The sequence below is a fragment of the Pseudomonas sp. AK106 genome, from assembly GCF_053903055.1.
In genome coordinates this window covers 2122570-2141428 of sequence record NZ_CP096426.1, presented here as the reverse complement: position 1 = coordinate 2141428, position 18859 = coordinate 2122570, and the positions used below count along the sequence as shown (strand labels likewise).

The following is an 18859-nucleotide window of genomic DNA, read 5'->3' as shown; positions in this document are numbered from 1 at the left end:
GGAAGGCGTGAGGCACGACACCGCAAAAATCAGGCAAAAGTAACGTCGCCAGGACCGGCCTCTTCCCGGCTAAAGCCGGTCCTACAATGGGCGGGATCGAATGCCTCAGCCCCGCGCCGCTGCCACCTGACGATTGACCTCGGCGCGCACCATGTTGGCGTACTCCGGCGGCGACATGGCGTCGAGTTCGCCGCGCACCCACTCCGACCATTTGCCCTTGCGCTTGGCCCGCTCGCCCATCAGCCGGGCGGCGTCAGCCTTGGCCTTGCCCAGATTGCTCTGCCACAGATCGAACAGGCGAGACTTTTCGTCCTCGATGGCGGCGCGTTCCGGAAGGGTTTTGTTGGCCAGGTTGTAGCTCATGGTATGTACCTCGATGTGCAAAACGAAACGCATAAACGGAGCCGGTGGCCGGCTCGAAAAACGTCAGCATCTTACACCCGCGGACGGTGAATCCCGACCCCATTCGTTGTACTTTTTGGTCGCTGGCAGAATTGGGCTGCAACTTTTGGGGCGCTCAAAACTCCATTGCACACTGCTATAACCACTGAAAGGAAATTTGCCATGGCTCGTAAAACTGCTGCTCAGAACGCCGCTGTCGAACAGATCAAGGATCAAGCGTTCAGCGAACTGGCCGCCCTCATTGAAGAGTCCGACAAACTGCTCAAGGACAGCGCCTCGCTGGTTGGCGAAGAAGCCGACACCGTGCGCGCCCAATTGAGCCAGAAGCTCAAGCAGGCCATGGAATCGGTGGGCAGCGTGCGCGAACGCGCCAAGCCAGCCGTTGATGCCACCGAAAACTACATCGGCGGTCACCCATGGCAGACCGTGGCGATCTCGGCAGGCTTCGGTCTGGTGGTGGGTCTGCTGCTGGGCCGTCGTTGATGAGCGACGTTTGATTCTGTAGCCAGACTCGCTTTGGCCGGTGGCATCGCCTGATGCCACCGGCTTTACATCCTCAAGATCGAGGCGAGATCACTTCCAGCTGTGACAGGCGGTGGCCTTTGACCATCGCGGCATCGATCTCTGTCTTGGCCTTCTCGGCGTCTGCCTGAGACTCGAACGGCCCGATCATCACCACTTCCCTGCCATCGACCTTCACCACATAAGACGGGTAATGGTGCTCGACCAGCCAATAGGTCATGTCGCTCAGCGCTTCTTTCAAATGGACACGAATGGTCCATTGCGGCGAAGCCGGCGTCGGCGCTTCCGCGGTCGAATCAGTGCTCGGAACCTGGGCGGGCGTTGCGGGCTTGCCGCCATCACAACCCGCCAGCATCAACACCGCCACCATCATTGCCATCTTGCGCACGTCTGTCGCTCCTCGTTTGAAGTGGCGGGAGTCTACCACCGCAGGCGAGTGCGAGTTTAACGTCCAGCCGGTACACTGCTCGGCGACCGCCCTGAACGGGTCTTCAACCCTCACCGGTGACCGAGCCCCTGGAAGATTGCTGCCGGGCCCACAAATAACCGAACGCGATGATGGCACTGTGGTCAATCTCTCAAGTCTTTTCGCAGGCGCACCTTGATGACGTTCATTTCCGATAATGCCAGCCTGCGCCTCACCGACCGGGCATGGCTGCCCGCCCGCCCCACAGGCGCGCAATCGACAACAGCCGATCTATCGCGAACACGCCCATGAATTCCGCGACGCCCACGCCGATGACTGACATTTCTCACCGCCAGGCTCATGCCCCCGAGCAGCCGACCGCGCCAATGATCGCCGAGCCCCATGGCCACGGTGATCAGTGGATCATTTGCGAGCACTGCGACTCGGTCTATGAGTCCATGCCCCTGAACAAGGGCGAGGCAGCCTATTGCCTGCGCTGCGCCGCGATCCTGCGTCGCAGCCATCGGCTGACCCTCGAGCAACTGCTTGCCCTGAGCATTGCGGCCTGCATTCTGTTCATCTTCGCCAACGTATTCCCGGTCATCACCATCAGCATGCAGGGCCTGCACAACGAGGTAACGCTGTGGGGTTCGGTTCAGGCGCTGGCCCAGGGGCAGATCACGTTGATTGCGCTGGTGGCCGGGCTGGCCATCATTCTTGCCCCGGCACTGCAGATCGCCTTGTTGTTCTGGGTGCTGGCCCATGCCCATCGCGGCGAAATCGCCCCCGGCTTCAAAATGTGCATGCGCACCCTCGAACACCTGCGGCCCTGGAGCATGTTGGAGGTGTGCCTGCTGGGGATTCTGGTGGCCATCGTCAAACTGGCGGGCATGCTCGATGTGCACGCAGGCGTCGGCCTGTGGGCAATGGCGATGCTGATGGTGCTGATCCTGCTGATCGCCGGCAAGGACATCCGCCGCCTGTGGGATGAACTGGGAGTCCAACCTGAATGAACGGCATTCCCTACGCTCGGGAGTACAAGATCACCCTGTGCCACGTGTGCAGTTACGTCTGCGCGGAAGAGGCCCATGAATGCCCGCGCTGCAACTCGCCCGTGCATCGGCGCAAGCCCAACAGCCTGACGCGCACCTGGGCCTTTCTGATTGCCGGTCTGATCTTCTATATCCCGGCCAATCTGTTGCCGGTGATGTACACGACGATGCTGGGCAGCAGCAGCGAGAACACCATCATGAGCGGGGTGATCGAGTTCGCCGAAAGCGGCTCGTGGGACATCGCCATTCTGATTTTCATCGCCAGCGTGGTCGTGCCCTGTATCAAGTTTCTAGTACTGGGGCTGATGCTGGTGACCTGCCAGCGCCGCAGCACCTGGGCGATGCGCGAACGTTCGCGGCTGTTTCGTTTCATTGAGTTGATCGGCTACTGGTCCATGCTTGATGTGCTGGTGGTCGCGCTGGTGGCAGCCCTGGTTCAGTTTCGCGGGCTCAGCACCATCGAGCCGCGCCTTGGCATTCTGTTTTTTGGTTTGGTGGTGGTGATGACCATGCTTGCCGCCATGACGTTCGATCCCCGGCTAATCTGGGACGCAGAGGTTGAAGATGTCCGATAACACCCTACCCCCCTCCCCGCCGACTCGACCGCAAGTCAAAGCGCGCAAGATGCGCGTTTCGCTGGTCTGGCTGGTGCCGATCGTCGCGGCCCTGATCGGCCTGTCGATGGTGGTTCATGACTTCCTCAACGTCGGCCCCAAAGTGGTGGTGAGCTTTCTCACGGCAGAGGGCCTGGAAGCCAAGAAGACCCAGGTCAAGTACAAGAACGTGGTCATCGGCATCGTCACCGACATCGAACTCAGCGATGACCGCACCCACGTGCTGGCGAGCATCGACCTGAACCAGTCGGCCGCGCCGTTCACCCGCGCCGATACGCAGTACTGGGTGGTGCGTCCGCGCATTGGTGCCCACGGCGTCACCGGTGTCGACACGCTGTTGTCGGGGGCTTTCATCGGCGCCGACGCGGGCAGCTCGGAAGAAACCAAAAAGGACTTCACCGGTCTGGAAACCCCGCCCGCCGTGACCTTCGGTGAGAAAGGCAAACGCTTCATTCTGCACACCGACGACCTCGGCTCGCTGGACATCGGCTCGCCGGTGTACTTCCGCCGCATCCAGGTGGGCCAGGTCGTGGCCTACGAACTGGCGAAGGACGGCAAGGGCGTCGACGTCGAAATCTTCGTCGGCGCGCCCAATGATCAGTTCGTGCTCACCGACTCGCGCTTCTGGAACGCCAGCGGCGTGGACGTGACCCTCGGCGCCTCGGGCCTGAAAGTGTCGACCCAGTCCATGGCGTCGATCCTCTCCGGCGGTATCGCCTTCCGCGAACCCAAATACAGCCCCGACGCCAAGCCAGCCGACGGCAACGCCGAATTCAAACTGTTCGAAGACCAGACCACGGCACTGGCCCCGCCCGATGGCGAACCCAAATACATCCGCATGCGCTTCAACCAGTCGCTGCGCGGCCTGGTGGTCAATGCGCCGGTGGATTTCCTCGGCGTCAATATCGGCCGTGTGGTGTCGGTGGACCTCGACTATGACGCTGCCACGGGCACATTCCCCGGCATCGTCGGTGCAGTCATTTATCCCCAGCGCCTCGGTGCGGCCAATGACAAGCTCAAAGAGCAGGCAGGCGCTGGCGATGACGAAGAGCAGACCTCAAGGATTCTCGGGAAGTTCGTCGAACGCGGGCTGCGGGCGCAAGTGCGTACCGGCAACCTGTTGACCGGCCAGCTGTACGTCGCGATGGATTTCGATCCCAAGGCGGCGAAGATTTCCTACAACGCCAAGGCGCGGCCGCTGGAGATCCCGACGGTGCCCGGCAGCTTCGACAAACTGCAGGAGCAGTTGCAGGCGTTCGTCGACAAACTGGGCAAGATCCCCCTCGACGACCTGGCGAAGAATCTCAACGGCAGCCTGATCGAACTTCAGAAAACCATGAAGCAGGTCAACAGCGATGTGTTGCCGCAGATGCGCGGCGCGTTGCAGCAAGCGCAGAAAACCCTGGGTACGGCCAACGAAGCGTTGTCGGATGACTCGCCTGCGCGTCAGCAACTGGGTCAGGCCATGGACGAAGTCCAGCGCACGGCGCGCTCGGTCCGTGTGTTGACCGATTTCCTCAGCCGTCACCCTGAATCGCTGATTCGCGGTCGTACCGGCGATGCGGCGCCCGGCTCGTACAAAGGATCATCCTCTTCCCGTGAAATTGCTCCGGAGCCTGCTCAATGACCTTGCGTAACTCATTCCTCGCCCTGACCTGTGTGCTGGGTGTGACGGCCTGCTCCTCCACGCCGACCCACTATTACACGCTGATCGCGCCGGCCACTCCGACGCCTGCAAGTGTGGGTCAGACGCCGTTCCAGTTTGAAATGCAGGCGGTGCTCATGGCGGTTCAGGTCGATCAGCCGCCGCTGGTCATCCGCCAGGGCAACGGCAGCCTGGCGATTTTGGAGAATGAGCGTTGGGGCGCCCCATTGGGCGATGAGTTCCATGACGCCCTGACCGGGCAACTGGAGCGCCGCTTCGGCTCACGGGACTTGGCGGGCTTGCCCAAACAACGTGATCAGCCGGTGCTGTCGGTCCGGACCGACGTACGTCGCTTTGAATCGGTGCTGGATCAATATGCGCTGATCGATGTCGTCTGGAACCTGAGCCTGCGAGGCATCGGGGCCGAGCCCGGTACCCAGCGGCAAACCCTCACCTGCAGCAGCGTCATCAGGCAACCGGCGGGCATCGGCATGGAAAATCTGGTCATCGCGCACCAGAAAGCCGTGTCAACGCTGGCCGACACCATCGCCCGCACCGCCACGCAATGGGCGCGTCAACCCGACGCCCACTGCCCTTCCTGAGAGCATCGACGCCGGGGCTGCAGAGGCCCCGGCTGTTTACCGCCCTTCGCTCCCTCGCCCCCCCCCCCGCTCAGAACGCCGAACAGTCCACATAAAAGCACTTCATTCGGGCAGTTATCGTACAACTGTTTGAGAATAATCCTACAAACCGGTATGTTTGGATCCACATTCCAACCAGATGGTTGTATTGTCTGGCCCGGTATGAGTTGGTTAAACCTCATCAGCCGCACCCGTTTGCGTTGATCTGCTCATTCTCGCGCCGAGTCGATTCATGAATTCGCAATCAGCTGCTTAACGTCAGGGATCGTCAAATGGAGTTGATCGCATGAACGGCATAGGCCTGCGACTCAGGCAGGAACGCAACAGACTGAAGCTGTCACAGAGCGCATTGGGAGCGATTGGTGGCGTCGAGACGAACGCTCAGGGCAATTACGAGAACGGCACTCGATCACCCAAGGCCGATTATCTGCTTCGCATTGCGCAAGCCGGTGTCGACCTCAACTATGTCCTGAGCGGCAACCGATCTTCTGGGGACGTCATGAATATGGCGGCTGTGATTGATCCTGAGGGGAAGCCGGACGTCTATCCCCATCTGACCAAAGTCACCCACCAACTGCACCGTAACCTCTATGGCCTCATCGACGCCTCGTTGCAACTGACGCAACTCATTGAGGTGCGCAATCACGACGCCCGGTTCAACGAGGCCAAAGTGCAGCTGGAGACGATACGGGTTGAAGCGCAGTCGCTGGCCCAGGCGACGATGAAGTTGATCTTCGAGACCTCGAAGCTGGTGTAAGGCGGGTTCGTAGCAGGCTTGCGCTGTGTGGGGAGGGCCTCTTCCTACGCAGCGCACGCCTGAAAACTCCGAATCAGCGACGCTTCAACCGGTCGATGATCACCGCCAGCAGCAGGATCGTGCCGCGAATCACGTATTGGTAGAAGGTGTCGATGTTCTTCAGGTTCATGGCGTTCTCGATAATCGCCAGAATCAGCACCCCGGCGATGACATGGCGAATCATGCCGATGCCGCCACTGAGGGAAACCCCGCCCAGTACGCACGCGGAAATCACCGTCAGCTCGAAACCCTGGCCGATCATTGGCTGACCTGAGGTCATGCGCGAGGCCAGCACCACACCGGCCAGCGCACCAATCAAACCGTGCACGGCGAAGATGATGATCTTGGTCCGGTCGACGTGGACGCCTGCGAGCAACGCCGCTTCCTGGTTGCCGCCGATGGCCAGGGTATTGCGGCCGTAGGTGGTGTAGTTCAGCAGCCAGCCGAAGAATATAAAGCAGACGATGGTGATCAGAATCGGCACCGGCACACCGAACAGCTGACCGTTACCGAACACGAAGAAGGCCTCGTCGCCCACGCCCACGGCTTTACCGTTGGAGAAGATATAGGCCAGCCCCCGCACGATCTGCATGGTCGCCAGGGTGGTGATCAACGCATTGATGCGCAACTTCGCGATGACGATGCCGTTGATCAGCCCGACCAGCAAACCCATGGCCAGAGCAGCCGATACGCCGAGAAACACGCTGTCGGTGTCGCGAATGACGATCCCGGCAATGACCCCGGAGCATGCCAGCACCGAACCGACCGACAGGTCGAAATGCCCGGACGCCAGGCAGTAGAGCATGGTGCAGGCGGCGATGCCGACCGTGGAGATCGCCAGGCCCAGGCCGCGCATGTTCAGCGGCGACATGAAGTTGTCGATCAGCAGCGCACAGAGCACAAAAATGCCCAGGGCGGCCATGAGCATGGCCCAGTCGTCGACGAATCGACGCAAGTTCATGCCTTGGCGGGGAGCCGTCAGGCTGGATTCGGTAGACATACGCACCTCGTTCTTATTTTTCATAGCCAGTTTTGATAGCCAGGTTCAACCGCGCGTACGCGGCAATGCCAGTTGCAGAAGACGCTGTTCATTAGCCTCTTCCCGGGACAATTCGCCGGTGATGGCGCCTTCACTCATGACCAGAATGCGATCGGAAATGCCCATCACCTCCATCAGGTCGCTGGAGACCACGATGACCGCGATGCCATCGGCAGCCAGGTTATGGATGATCTGATAGATCTCGGATTTCGCGCCGATGTCGATGCCGCGGGTGGGCTCGTCCAGCAGCAGCACCTTCATTGGCATCGACAGCCAGCGGCCCAGAATGGCCTTCTGCTGATTGCCACCCGACAGGAACAACATCTGCTGCTCGGGCGAAGGCGTCTTGACGTTCATTGATTTGATCTGGTGCCGGGCGTTGTCACGCTCCCAGCGCCCCTGGATCAGGCAACCCAGGCTGAGGTGCCGAGGCCGCGCGCCGATGTTGATGTTCTCGGCGACACTGGAGAGCGGCACGATGCCTTCTTTCTTGCGGTCTTCCGGGCAAAGCAGAATGCCGGCGTCGATGGCGTCACGGGGTGAACGCAGGTTCAGCGGCTTGCCTTCCAGTTTCAAGGTCCCGGCCTGACTGCGCGTCAGCCCCGACAGCATGCGAAACATCTCGGTCCGACCGGCACCGACCAGGCCGAAAAAGCCGAGAATCTCGCCCTTCTCCACGGCAAAACTGGCGGGCTCCTGCAAGCCCGGACCCATCAGGCCGGTCACCCGCAGGCTCGGCCCCTGGTGCTGACGCGGCCGATAGTTATAGATGTCCTGAATATCGCGCCCGACCATGCAGGTCACCAGGCGGTCATGGTCCAGATCGGCCATGTCCTCGAAGGTGCGCACGAAGCGGCCGTCTTTGAACACGGTGACGGCGTCGCAGACGCGGAAGATTTCTTCCATGCGGTGGGAAACGTAAAGAATGACCCGGCCTTCATCACGCAGCCGGGTGATGATCGCCATCAGACGATCGATCTCCCGCGCCGACAGGCTGCTGGTGGGTTCGTCGAACGCGATGACGTGGGCATTGCGCGACATGGCCTTGGCGATTTCCACCAGTTGCCGTTGACCCAGGGACAGATCACCCAGGCGCGTGTTCGGGTCGATCTCGTCGGCCAGGCCTTTGAGCAGTTCCCGCGCGCGGCGGACCATCGCCCGACGGTTGATCATGCCCCAGCGATTGGGCATGTGACCAAGCAGCAGGTTTTCCGCCACCGACATTTCCGGGACCAGATGCAGTTCCTGATGAATCACCGCCACGCCGGCCGCGATGCTGTCGGCAGTGGATTTAAACGCCAGGTGCTGATCGCCGATCTGCAGATCGCCGCTGTTGGGCTGGTACGAGCCGCCGAGAATCTTCAGCAGCGTCGATTTACCCGCGCCGTTCTCGCCCATCAGCGCGTGAACGCTGCTTGGCCGAGCTTCGAAATTGATGTCCGACAGCGCCTTCACGCCGGGGAAGGTTTTACCGATCCCGTTGAAGCGCAGGCTGCCGCCGTGCTGGATCTGTTGCTGAACCGATGCCTGTTGCATGAACCACCTCCACCCCGCCCCACCCTTGTCGGGTGGAGCGAGGCCTCGCAGATATCCGCCTGATTGCCAGGCGTCCCGACTCGACTGCCGCGCTTACTTGTACAAACCGAGCGGGGTCAGCACGTCCTTGAAGTTGCCGCGATGAATCAGGGTCACGTCATCCATGGCGGTGTATTTAGGCGGTTCTTTGCCGGTGGTGACCCACTCGTACACCATCAGCGCAGTGTTATAGCCCTCTTTGTCAGGGCTTGGCAGCATCGACCCGTAGAAGCCGCTTTCCTTCTTCTTCAGTTCATCGATGGCGTCAGTGCCGTTGATGCCGATGCCGATCACGTTGGCTGGTTTGAAGCCAGCGCCCGCCGTGGCGCGCACGCCACCCAGAACGGTGTTGTCGTTCATGCCGCCGACAATGAGGTTTTTCGCCCCGCTTGGAAGCTTGGGCAGGGCAGCGCCGGTGGAATCCATGCTGCCCGGCACATCGAGGGTCTTCTGTGGTGCGAAGAGGATGTGATCCTCAGGCAGACCGGCTTTCTTCAACGCATCCACCGAACCGTCGGTGCGTTTCTTGCCGGTGTCCAGCTCGTTGTAGGTGTTGATGATCGCGTAGGTTTCTTTCCAGTCCCACTTGCGATTCTTCGCTTCGTCGGCCATGGCGGCGCCCTGTTTCTGGCCGACTTCGAACGCGGCCATGCCCAGGTACGGCACGTCTTCCATGAACTTGCCTTTGGCATCGACGAAACGGTCATCGACGGCCATGACTTTCAAGCCGTTGGCCTTGGCTTTGGCGACGATGGACGGGCCGAGGGAAACATCAGGCGGGCAGATGACAAACCCTTTGGCGCCGTTGGCGGCGAGGCTGTCGATGGCAGAGAGTGTTTTTTCACCGTCGGGAACGGCGATTTTGATGACTTCGAAACCGTGTTCTTTACCGGCCTTTTCGGCGAACTGCCATTCGGTCTGGAACCAGGGCTCTTCAGCCTGCTTGACCAGAAAACCAATCTTGACCTTTTCGGCGTCGGCGGCGGATGCACCGGCGCTCATGCCCAGAATGGCGGTGGCAACAGCAGCACAGCACAGGGAACGAATCCCGTGGCGACTCAACATAGCTAACTCCTTATTTTTATTGACTAGCTACAGCGTTCAGCAGTGAGTGTCGGGGCGGCATACAGCTGGAAACAGTGCAGGCCGCTCGACTGAAAACAGTCATATCATATTATCAATGAAGCCTATGTAACCGAGTGTCACACCCCTTGAGCACAGGGTTTGGATCATCCCGCGAACCGGTGTGAGGCCATGCCCTTGACGCCGATTTCCATCTGAATCACAGACCCGTCCAACTCCAGTGCGCCCTCCGCAGGCCGCGCGCTGGTCACAAATAAAGTGGTCATGTCGGGCCCGCCGAACACGCAGCTGGTCGGGTGACTGACCGGCAGCTCGACGATCCGGTCAACGCTGCCATCGGGGGCAAAGCGGATCAGGCAACCGCCATCCCAGCGGGCGTTCCAGACAAACCCGTCTTCGTCCATCGCCGAGCCATCGGGTGCGCCGCGAGCATGCTCATGGGCCCAGACTTCCCGCTCACCGAGGGAATGATCATCGTTGATCGGGTAGCGATAGATCACGCCGTCCAGGGTGTCGGCGGTCAGCACCGCTGAACCGTTTTCCGGCCAGACCAGGGTGTTGACGATGCCCTGACCCTGGACCAAAGGAGCGACCGAGCCATCGCCGTCGACGCGGTAAAGCCCGCCCGAGCGACGCTCGATAGGCAAGTCGCCGCCCTGCTCGTCCAGGTTGTTCTGCATCGTCCCCAGCCACAGTCTGCCGTGCCGGTCGCAACGGGCTTCATTGGCACGGTTGCCCGGCACCGGGTCGGCTGCGCACAGCAGAGAAACAACGGGCTGATGGAACGGGGAATCAAGGTCGAGACGATGGACGCCGCTGGCGAGGGTGACCAGTGCATCACCTTGCGTGGTGGGGATGAAGGCCGAAACCGGCTCGCTGAATTGCCAGTGGGACAGCGTGCCTGCATGCAGGCGCAACGCACGGAAGCCGGCGATATCGACCCAGTACAACGCCTGCTGGGCATGATCCCAGAACGGCCCTTCGGCCAATTTGAAACGCTGGTCACAGACCGGCAGCCACTTCATGAACAATTTCCTGCTTATTATTGTAGGTCCGTGAGCCACTCAAAAAGCTCACCTGTCGAACGTCAAACTGGCCTGTTCAAGACTCGCGCGCCAGCGGTTGTTCCCGTGAACGCGCAATCACTTCACCCGCGTTTTCAATCAGGCTCATGCAAGCCCAGACACCCCGCGCCGAATCCCGGTTGGCGATGGCATCCGCCAGATCCTTATGCAGCGGCAAGGTCCTGCCGAGCTCTCCGGGCACCCCCGACGACACTTCGAACGAGATCGCCAGCAAGGCGCCCAGTGCCGGTAACATCTGCTCGATGAACTGGTTATGACTGGCCGCCAGCACCGCTTCATGGAAACGTTGGTCCGCAGCGTTGTAATCACTCGGGTCCGCAACGCTGGCCGCAAGCCGCGCATAGGCCGCGTGAATCCCGGCAATCTGCTCCGGTGTCGCCCTTTCACAGGCCCAACGCACCGCCATCGGTTCTATGGCGCGCCTCAAATCCAGCAGGTCCAGCACAAAACTCTGGGGCAGGCCTTTGGCCGCCAACCAGCCCACCACTTGTGGGTCGAACAGATTCCAGCTGCGTACCGGCATGACCCGGGTACCCACTTTGGGCCCGACCTCCAGCAACCCTTTGGCCACCAGTGTTTTGATGGCTTCGCGAATCACCGTACGGCTGACCCCGAATTCTTCACCCAATGCCGCCTCAACCTTCAGCGACTGGCCCGGCGTTACATTGCCTTGAGCAATCCAGGCTCCCAGACGGTCTACCGTCGACGCGTGAAAACTGCTGCTCATTGATCCGCCCCTGTCTGCGTTGTGTCCCGCAAATCGAGGCTAATGATCATACGATTAGGAGTCAAACGCCTGTACAGACGGGCAATCCTGGGCTAGACCTTCCCGGGTCGTAACCGACACGGCCTTTCGCCAAATAGTATTACAATTTATTTTTAAAGCGAGTGCTTTTGATCTATAACTCGAAATATCAGGGCCGACCGGCTCAAATAGTATGACCAATCAGCCGTCGCTGCGCCTTCTTCGGTGGCGACGGGCTGCAGCATCCCGCGCAACAAGGGTGCTGCCCTGAGCGGGACCCGCGACAACGTCCACAGCAACATGCTCATAACTACCTCCCATAAGAAGAAAGGATCAACGCAATGAGAAAGACGCTCATACCTGCCCTAGGCCTGTCGCTGATGGCCGCCGCCCTGCAAGTGCACGCCGCCGGACTGACCACCGAACACGGTGCGTTCGGCAAACTCGCCGATGGCACCCCGGTCGAGAAATACACCCTGCGCAACAGCCAGGGCATGCAGGCGACCGTGATCACTTACGGCGGCACGCTGCAGTCGCTGCTGGTACCGGACAAGCACGGCAAGGCTGAGGACGTGGTCCTGGGCTTCGATGACGTGGACGGCTACGTCAACGGCACCGCGTTTTTCGGCGCCACCATCGGCCGCTTCGGCAATCGCCTGGCCGGCGGCAAGTTCTCCCTGGATGGCAAGAGCTATCAGGTGCCGCTGAACGACAAGACCAATTCCCTGCATGGCGGCCCGAAAGGCTTCGACAAGCAGATCTGGAAGGCAGAAGAGGTCAAGGACAAAGGCTCGGTCGGGGTCAAGCTGACCTATGTCTCCGTCGATGGCGAGATGGGTTTCCCCGGGACATTGAAAACCGAAGTCACCTACAGCCTGAACGACAAGAACGAGTTGCGCATTCAGTACCACGCCACAACTGACAAGCCGACCGTGCTCAACCTTACCAACCACAGCTACTTCAACCTGGCCGGCGCTGGCAACGGTGACATCCTCGACCAGGTGGCCGTGGTGCACGCAGCACGCTATACGCCGGTGAACGAGACGCTGATCCCGACGGGTGAGCTGGCGCCTGTGGCGGGCACACCGCTGGACTTCCTCAAGCCTGTCGCCTTCGGCAAGCGCATCCGTGAAGACAACGTGCAGCTCAAGTTCGCCGAAGCCACGCAGGGCGGCTACGACCACAACTGGGTGCTCGACACCAAGGGCAAGCTGTCGAATCTGGCAGCGGACGTGGTCGATCCGAAGTCCGGTCGCCGTTTGCAGCTCTTCACCACCGAGCCCGGCGTTCAGCTATACACGGGCAACTTCCTCGACGGCACCGTCAAAGGCAAAGGCGGCAAGATCTATCCGCACTGGGGCGCATTCACCCTGGAAACCCAGCACTACCCGGACTCGCCCAATCAGCCAGCCTTCCCTTCCACTCGCCTGGACCCGGGCAAGTCTTACACTCAGACCACTGTGTTCAAATTCCTGAACAAGTAACCATTTGAGTGTAAAAACGGTGCGGCAGGACGACTATCATCGTCGTCCCTGCCGCATCGCGTCCTGCTTCATGCCGCCATGGCGCCGCTGAAACCGCTCAACACCGGGGGTTTGCCATCCATTTGTGAGGGTGGCCGACGGTTCGCTCACCGTTCTGTACTAAAGCTAACCGTTTGGCTTAGAACGGTAATTTCGAGTGAATTTTCCCGGCGGTGACGACTCAGTTACAAAGAGAGTGACTGATAGGGAGGTTTGCAAGCGTGGCACAGTACAAGCATTTCAGAATCGATTATCTGCTGCACGGCAGTTACAAAAGCTTTTACATCAGCGCCGAAGCCATGGACAACGCATCGGCCTGGCACTGGGCCTCGGTGGATGCCGGGTTCGGTCAGATTCCAAAATACCGCTCGGACCGAGTCCCTAAAGTGACCAAGCCAAAAGCCGAGCAACTGGGTTTGACCGATGTTGAGTGGGCCGAGTCCTGATCAGCTGATCAGGACTTCTTACCCGCTAACCTGTTCGCTGAACCACCTGATTGCCCCCTACGGGAATCTGCCTTGGCAGGGCGTCATCGTCTTCGTCCTGCCGGGCATACCGTCGCCCCATCCCTCCCCCGCGTTAACCCGCTGAGTCCAGGCCTGATCCGAAGAGAATTCTGACGATTAACTCGCCCCATCGACGCCATTAGCAAACCTGATCATTAAACGACCATTGCAGCTAAAGCCTTGCAACTACAGGCTTACAGAAACTTATCCACAGAGATATTCACGCTTTCCGTGGACAACTTTTTCAACGAAATGGCGTTGACTTTATTGCCCTCTCCAGCCTAGCCAGCTTTCTAAAAAAAATCCTGTCCATCCCGACGACAGCCTGCTTCAAGCGGCGCTGAGTACCCTTGCCAGTGTGGCCTTGACCTTGCCAATCCCGTCGTGCAGCGCCTGCTCGATTTCCGCCATCGTAATGACCGCTGCCGACTTGCCGGCGGCCGGATTCACCACCAGCGCCAGGCAGGCGTATTCCAGTTCGAGCTCACGGGCCAGGGCCGCTTCCGGCATGCCGGTCATGCCAACGATGTCGCAGCCGTCACGCTCCAGACGCGCGATCTCGGCCACGGATTCCAGGCGCGGGCCCTGGGTGCAGGCGTACACGCCGAAGTCGCTATGGGCGCACCCTTCAGCGGCCAGTGCTGCAATCAGTCGAGCCCGCAGTGGCGCGCTGTAGGGAAAGCTGAAATCGATGTGGGTCACGTGCTCCAGGTCATCGGCAAAGAACGTATGTTCGCGACCGCTGGTGTAGTCCACCAGATCATGGGGCACGCAGAAATGGCCGGTGCCCATGTCGGGATGAATCCCGCCGACAGCATTGACTGCCAGAATCGCCTCGGCCCCGGCCTGCTTCAGGGCCCAGATGTTGGCGCGGTAGTTGACCTTGTGCGGCGGAAAGCGGTGCGGGTGCCCGTGACGCGCCAGAAACATCACCTCGCGGCCGGCGTATTCGCCCAGATGGATATCGCCCGACGGCGTGCCGTACGGGGTATTCACTGACAGGGACTGACGAATCGTCAGCCCGTCAAGCTGGGTCAGGCCGGTGCCGCCGATAATTGCGTAAACAGTCATGGGGATTCCTTATTCGATCAGTTGAGCAGCGCGCAGGGCACTCAGCGCCGCCAGCCAGCTGGGGTGCTGCCGGTATTCGGTGGACGCCATGCCCTGGCCGCGCATCCGGTCAAGTCGCGCCGCAGGAGGCGAGACTTTCATGCGCTGCGCCGCGCTCAACGCGAGCTCAGCCGCCGCCCGGTCGTTGCAGACCAATCCCATGTCACAGCCTGCGCCAAGCGCTGCCTCGATGCGGCTGGCAGCATCACCGACAACATGGGCGCCGGCCATCGACAGGTCATCGCTGAAGATCACGCCATCGAAGCCCAACTCGCCACGCAGGATGTCCTGCAGCCAGCGGCGGGAAAAGCCCGCCGGTTGCGAATCGACCTGGGGATAGATCACGTGGGCAGGCATGACTGCGGCCAGGTGTTTGCTCAAGCGCTGAAAGGGCACCAGGTCATTGGCGCGGATGGTTTCCAGACTGCGCTCGTCATGGGGGATGGCCACGTGAGAGTCAGCCTCGGCCCAGCCATGCCCGGGAAAATGCTTGCCCGTGGCGGCCATGCCCGCCGCGTTCATGCCACGGATAAAAGCGCCCGCCAGCATGGCAGCCCGCTCGGGGTCGCCTTCGAATGACCGGGTGCCGACCACCGCACTGCGTTGATAGTCCAGATCCAGCACCGGCGCAAAGCTGAGGTCCAGCCCCACCGCCAGCACTTCGGTTGCCATCAGCCAGCCGCAATGCTCGGCGAGGCTGTCGGCATCCGGATGAGCCGCAATGGCGCGCATCGGCGGCAGTCGCACAAACCCCTGGCGCAAGCGCTGCACCCGTCCGCCCTCTTGATCGACAGCGAGCAGCAATTCGGGACGAATGGCACGAATGGACGCGCAGAGTTCACGGACCTGCCGTGGACTTTCGATGTTGCGCGCGAAAATGATCAGGCCGCCCACTTCGGGCTGACGCAGAAACTGACGGTCTTCGGAGGTCAGCCAGGTACCGGCGACATCCACCATCAGGGAGCCTTGCAGGCCAGAACTCATAGGAAGATCCTTCAACTACCAATGCTCAGGCCGGCATGGTGAGGGATCGAAGGATGTGATGCAAATTCCGCCACTGCCAGCCGGTGACGGGCCTCAGACCTTGGCAGGCACCGGTGTCGGGGTTTTGGTCCGGGGGCGCAGTTGCGCGGTAAGCATGGCGTTGTCGGTGACGCCCGATTCGGCGCGCATGCCGGCCGCCAGAAACGGCACCATGAGGCGCATGACCTGCTCGATGGACGTGTTGACGCCGAAATCGGTCTCGGCGATGGCCCGCAGTGCTTTGATACCGGACATGCTGAACGCGGCAGCGCCCAGCATGAAGTGGACCCGCCAGAACAGCTCGATGGGGGGAATGCGCGGTGCGGCTTCATTGACCAGTAGCATGTAACGACGGAACACCTTGCCGTACATGTCTTCGAGGTAACGGCGCAAGTGGCCCTGGCTCTGACTGAACGCGAGGCCCAGCAGGCGCATGAAGATGGACAGGTCGTTGTTGCTGCGCGGCTGAACCACCAGCGCTTGTTCGACGAGGATTTCCAGCAACTCTTCAAGGGTGGGTTTGTGTTCAGGCTTGGCCTGACGGCGTTCCAGCTCGCGGTCGAGACTGACGCAGAACGGCCCGAGGAAGCGGGAGAATACCGCCTGGATCAGGGCCTTCTTTGAACCGAAGTGGTAGTTCACCGCTGCCAGATTGACTGACGCCTTGCTGGTGATGAGCCGCAACGAGGTTTCGGCAAAACCCTTCTCGGCAAACAGCTGCTCCGCTGCATCGAGAATTCGTTCAACTGTTTCCGACTGAGCCATGGTTCAACGCCTGACAAACACGTGTTTGAAACATACGTTTCATACACGGCACTGTCAACCCTGAGCGTCGCTTTCCGTCCAGTCAGTCACGGGCATTTAACCATACAAACCGGGGCCTGCAGCCATTCATGGCACGGGGCGATTACAGACGTCGCGAAAAGGATCATTGCCAAGACCCAAGCACTGTATATAATCCCAGTCACTGTATAAAAAGCCAGAGCGATGCACATGATCAAACTGACGTCACGCCAAGCCGAGATTCTGGACTTCATCAAGCGCTGCCTGGAAGACAACGGCTACCCGCCGACCCGCGCCGAGATCGCTCAGGAGCTGGGCTTCAAATCGCCCAACGCTGCCGAAGAGCACTTGAAAGCACTCGCGCGCAAAGGCGCCATCGAAATGACCCCGGGCGCTTCCCGCGGTATTCGCATTCCCGGCTTCGAAGCCAAACCCGATGACAGCGGCCTGCCGATCATTGGCCGCGTCGCAGCGGGTGCGCCGATCCTGGCCCAGCAACACATCGAAGAATCCCTCGCCATCAACCCGGCCTTCTTTCACCCGAGTGCAGATTACCTGCTGCGGGTACACGGGATGAGCATGAAAGACGTCGGCATTCTCGACGGCGACCTGCTGGCCGTCCACACCACCCGCGAAGCGCGCAACGGCCAGATCGTAGTGGCGCGAATCGGCGACGAAGTCACGGTCAAACGCTTCAAGCGTGAGGGCAACAAGGTCTGGCTGCTGGCCGAGAACGCCGACTTCGCACCGATCGAAGTGAATCTCAAAGATCAGGATCTTGTCATTGAAGGCTTGAGCGTCGGCGTGATACGTCGATAAGGAGAACGTAGATGCAGCTCCCACAGACACCGCAACAACATGCACAACTGCCACTGTTCGAAGCATTCATGGCGCCCGGCCTGCCCATGCTCGACGTCCCGCTGCTGCAGGTCCCGACGCTGGCAGAGATTGCCGAGTCGCCCTGGAGCAACGAGCCGGAAGTCTTCAGTGAACTGTCTTTGCGCGGCGCTGCCGGGAACTGCCTCAACTTGCTGGCGCCGATTCTGCGTGAGCTGAGCCAGGACACCAATGATCGCTGGCTGACGCTGGTGGCACCGCCTGCCAGTGTGACCCAGGCTTGGCTGCGTGACGCCGGTTTGAATCGGGAACGTATTATTCTGATGCACCCGCGAGGAACCCAGAGTGCGCTGGAACTGACCCGTGAAGTCCTGCGCTTGGGCCGCAGCCATACGGTGGTCAGCTGGATCAATCCGATCTCGGGCAATGCGCGCCAGCAACTGGCGAGCGCAGCACGTATCGGCGACGCGCAGAGCCTCAACATTCGGCTGGGCTGATCACGTCGGCAGCACTATTCAGGGTATTTAGAGCATGTAGGCGCTTCTTGAGGATCGAGAAGCGGGATAGCGTGTGAGCGACCGGCAGATTCCGAGGATCAATGCAGGACGCGCGGTCCGTCTTCATCCTTGGTCAACTCACCTTCGGCCAGCCGACCTGCCATCTGCACACCCACGCTGAGCATCGCCTTGGCGACTTCAACGTGTTGACCCTGCAAAAACGCCTTGGCGTCTTCGGAGAAATTCAGCGTGACGAGGGACCCTTCGTCTTCAGCGCGGCGCAGTTCGATGCGGCCGTCAGGCAGTTCAACAATTTCCAGAAACGAAGTTGGCATCAGAGCAGTTCTCCACGAAAGGCCGGCATTGTAACAGCCAGACGACTCAGCCCCTAGCCCATCGATCACTCCGTATCAGCACTCGCTCAGGCCTTCTCTGAACCGGATGGCCAGGCTTTTGATCTGCTGACGCCAGCTCTCCATCTCTTCCCGCGTCAATGGCTGCTCAGGCTCTTCTTCGGCGCCCACTGAAATGATCAAAGGCTGCGTGACATCGCCTTTCGGCTTTCGCGGCGCGCTGGGCGGCATAAACAGCGCACGGTACGAAGCCAGCAACTGCGCCAGCCACGTTTCGCGGTTGTGGGCGAGCTCGACCAATTCGCCCATTTCCGGAATGGCGATGGCTTCCAGTACCTTCGGTGACAGCAGGTCCTCTGCACGCGGCGTACTGGCCTGCGGCAGCCGGTAATAGCCGGCGATTTCATGGCACAGCCCCAGCAACGCACCATACAAATGAAAGATCGCGGACTCACGCTCGGCCTGCTCAAGCCCCTGGGCGTTCATGGCGCGACTATCTCTGGCCTTGGCCATCGCTTCCAGGGCGAGACCTGCAAAGAAAATCTTCTGATTGGTGCGGGTATAGAGTTCGTGAGCCATGACAGCGGCCTCTGTAGAGATGAGTGATTCGCAACGTGCCTGC

Annotated in this window: 22 protein-coding genes; 10 read left to right on the top strand and 12 right to left on the bottom strand. The window is 60.5% G+C overall.

Annotated elements, in window-relative coordinates:
- Positions 1-105: 105 nt before the first annotated feature.
- Positions 106-363 carry a hypothetical protein gene (locus tag M1E04_RS09685; protein WP_065988751.1) on the bottom strand — a complete coding sequence of 86 codons (258 nt, stop codon included), beginning with the start codon at positions 361-363 and terminating at the stop codon, positions 106-108.
- Positions 364-564: 201 nt separating this feature from the next.
- On the opposite strand from M1E04_RS09685, the gene M1E04_RS09680 reads away from it, so the two are divergent.
- Positions 565-885 (top strand): DUF883 family protein, encoded by a 321-nt coding sequence (locus tag M1E04_RS09680; RefSeq protein ID WP_065988557.1) that lies wholly within the window; start codon positions 565-567, stop codon positions 883-885.
- A 73-nt stretch (positions 886-958) separates the two neighbouring features.
- On the opposite strand, the gene M1E04_RS09675 is transcribed toward M1E04_RS09680, so the two are convergent.
- Positions 959-1312 (bottom strand): SPOR domain-containing protein, encoded by a 354-nt coding sequence (locus M1E04_RS09675; RefSeq protein WP_065988558.1) that lies wholly within the window; start codon positions 1310-1312, stop codon positions 959-961.
- A 404-nt stretch (positions 1313-1716) separates the two neighbouring features.
- Between M1E04_RS09675 and M1E04_RS09670 the strand changes: the two genes are divergently transcribed.
- The 5 genes from M1E04_RS09670 to M1E04_RS09650 all read left to right on the top strand — a co-directional run bounded on the left by M1E04_RS09670 (position 1717) and on the right by M1E04_RS09650 (position 6039).
- Positions 1717-2343 carry a paraquat-inducible protein A gene (locus M1E04_RS09670; protein WP_456293171.1) on the top strand — a complete coding sequence of 209 codons (627 nt, stop codon included), beginning with the start codon at positions 1717-1719 and terminating at the stop codon, positions 2341-2343.
- A complete protein-coding gene (locus M1E04_RS09665) occupies positions 2340-2957 on the top strand; it encodes a paraquat-inducible protein A (protein WP_065988559.1) in 618 nt (205 codons plus the stop codon). The genes M1E04_RS09670 and M1E04_RS09665 overlap by 4 nt, the downstream gene beginning before the upstream one ends.
- On the top strand, positions 2947-4623 hold the full coding sequence (locus M1E04_RS09660) for a PqiB family protein (RefSeq protein ID WP_065988560.1): 1677 nt from the start codon (positions 2947-2949) through the stop codon (positions 4621-4623). The genes M1E04_RS09665 and M1E04_RS09660 overlap by 11 nt, the downstream gene beginning before the upstream one ends.
- Positions 4620-5243: a PqiC family protein gene (locus M1E04_RS09655; RefSeq protein ID WP_192130190.1), complete on the top strand. Its 624-nt coding sequence runs from the start codon at positions 4620-4622 to the stop codon at positions 5241-5243. The genes M1E04_RS09660 and M1E04_RS09655 overlap by 4 nt, the downstream gene beginning before the upstream one ends.
- Positions 5244-5568: 325 nt before the next feature.
- Positions 5569-6039, top strand: a complete 471-nt coding sequence (locus M1E04_RS09650) for a helix-turn-helix domain-containing protein (protein ID WP_192130189.1) — start codon at positions 5569-5571, stop codon at positions 6037-6039.
- A gap of 73 nt (positions 6040-6112) precedes the next feature.
- On the opposite strand, the gene araH is transcribed toward M1E04_RS09650, so the two are convergent.
- From araH to M1E04_RS09625, 5 genes are all read right to left on the bottom strand, one after another.
- On the bottom strand, positions 6113-7078 hold the full coding sequence (gene araH, locus M1E04_RS09645) for an L-arabinose ABC transporter permease AraH (protein WP_065988753.1): 966 nt from the start codon (positions 7076-7078) through the stop codon (positions 6113-6115).
- A 45-nt stretch (positions 7079-7123) separates the two neighbouring features.
- Complete coding sequence (gene araG / locus M1E04_RS09640) at positions 7124-8653, bottom strand: L-arabinose ABC transporter ATP-binding protein AraG (RefSeq protein WP_456292844.1); 1530 nt, start codon at positions 8651-8653, stop codon at positions 7124-7126.
- A 93-nt stretch (positions 8654-8746) separates the two neighbouring features.
- The gene (locus M1E04_RS09635) at positions 8747-9757 is read right to left on the bottom strand and encodes a substrate-binding domain-containing protein (protein WP_456292843.1); all 1011 of its coding nucleotides are present in this window, start codon (positions 9755-9757) and stop codon (positions 8747-8749) included.
- A 164-nt stretch (positions 9758-9921) separates the two neighbouring features.
- Positions 9922-10800 carry an SMP-30/gluconolactonase/LRE family protein gene (locus tag M1E04_RS09630; RefSeq protein WP_192130187.1) on the bottom strand — a complete coding sequence of 293 codons (879 nt, stop codon included), beginning with the start codon at positions 10798-10800 and terminating at the stop codon, positions 9922-9924.
- Between the two features lie 76 nt (positions 10801-10876).
- Complete coding sequence (locus tag M1E04_RS09625; RefSeq protein WP_192130186.1) at positions 10877-11587, bottom strand: FadR/GntR family transcriptional regulator; 711 nt, start codon at positions 11585-11587, stop codon at positions 10877-10879.
- A 359-nt stretch (positions 11588-11946) separates the two neighbouring features.
- On the opposite strand from M1E04_RS09625, the gene M1E04_RS09620 reads away from it, so the two are divergent.
- Positions 11947-13089, top strand: a complete 1143-nt coding sequence (locus tag M1E04_RS09620) for an aldose epimerase family protein (protein WP_192130185.1) — start codon at positions 11947-11949, stop codon at positions 13087-13089.
- A gap of 260 nt (positions 13090-13349) precedes the next feature.
- Positions 13350-13574 (top strand): DUF6555 family protein, encoded by a 225-nt coding sequence (locus tag M1E04_RS09615; protein ID WP_037011182.1) that lies wholly within the window; start codon positions 13350-13352, stop codon positions 13572-13574.
- A gap of 390 nt (positions 13575-13964) precedes the next feature.
- On the opposite strand, the gene M1E04_RS09610 is transcribed toward M1E04_RS09615, so the two are convergent.
- The 3 genes from M1E04_RS09610 to M1E04_RS09600 all read right to left on the bottom strand — a co-directional run bounded on the left by M1E04_RS09610 (position 13965) and on the right by M1E04_RS09600 (position 16532).
- Complete coding sequence (locus tag M1E04_RS09610) at positions 13965-14705, bottom strand: S-methyl-5'-thioinosine phosphorylase (RefSeq protein WP_065988568.1); 741 nt, start codon at positions 14703-14705, stop codon at positions 13965-13967.
- 9 nt (positions 14706-14714) lie between these two features.
- A complete protein-coding gene (nagZ, locus tag M1E04_RS09605) occupies positions 14715-15716 on the bottom strand; it encodes a beta-N-acetylhexosaminidase (RefSeq protein ID WP_192130502.1) in 1002 nt (333 codons plus the stop codon).
- Positions 15717-15821: 105 nt separating this feature from the next.
- Entirely contained in the window at positions 15822-16532 is a 711-nt protein-coding gene (locus M1E04_RS09600) for a TetR/AcrR family transcriptional regulator (RefSeq protein WP_065988570.1), read from the bottom strand.
- 228 nt (positions 16533-16760) lie between these two features.
- Here M1E04_RS09600 and lexA point away from each other — a divergent pair, with 228 nt between their 5' ends.
- Together lexA and sulA are read left to right on the top strand one after the other, a co-directional pair.
- Positions 16761-17369 (top strand): transcriptional repressor LexA, encoded by a 609-nt coding sequence (gene lexA / locus M1E04_RS09595; RefSeq protein WP_065988571.1) that lies wholly within the window; start codon positions 16761-16763, stop codon positions 17367-17369.
- Between the two features lie 11 nt (positions 17370-17380).
- Positions 17381-17884, top strand: coding sequence for an SOS-induced cell division inhibitor SulA (gene sulA / locus M1E04_RS09590; protein WP_065988572.1), 504 nt, complete (start codon positions 17381-17383; stop codon positions 17882-17884).
- 98 nt (positions 17885-17982) lie between these two features.
- Here the strand turns inward: sulA and M1E04_RS09585 are convergent, their stop codons facing one another.
- Together M1E04_RS09585 and M1E04_RS09580 are read right to left on the bottom strand one after the other, a co-directional pair.
- Positions 17983-18219, bottom strand: coding sequence for a hypothetical protein (locus M1E04_RS09585; RefSeq protein WP_065988573.1), 237 nt, complete (start codon positions 18217-18219; stop codon positions 17983-17985).
- A 75-nt stretch (positions 18220-18294) separates the two neighbouring features.
- On the bottom strand, positions 18295-18816 hold the full coding sequence (locus tag M1E04_RS09580; RefSeq protein WP_065988574.1) for a DUF6586 family protein: 522 nt from the start codon (positions 18814-18816) through the stop codon (positions 18295-18297).
- Between the last annotated feature and the right edge of the window lie 43 nt (positions 18817-18859).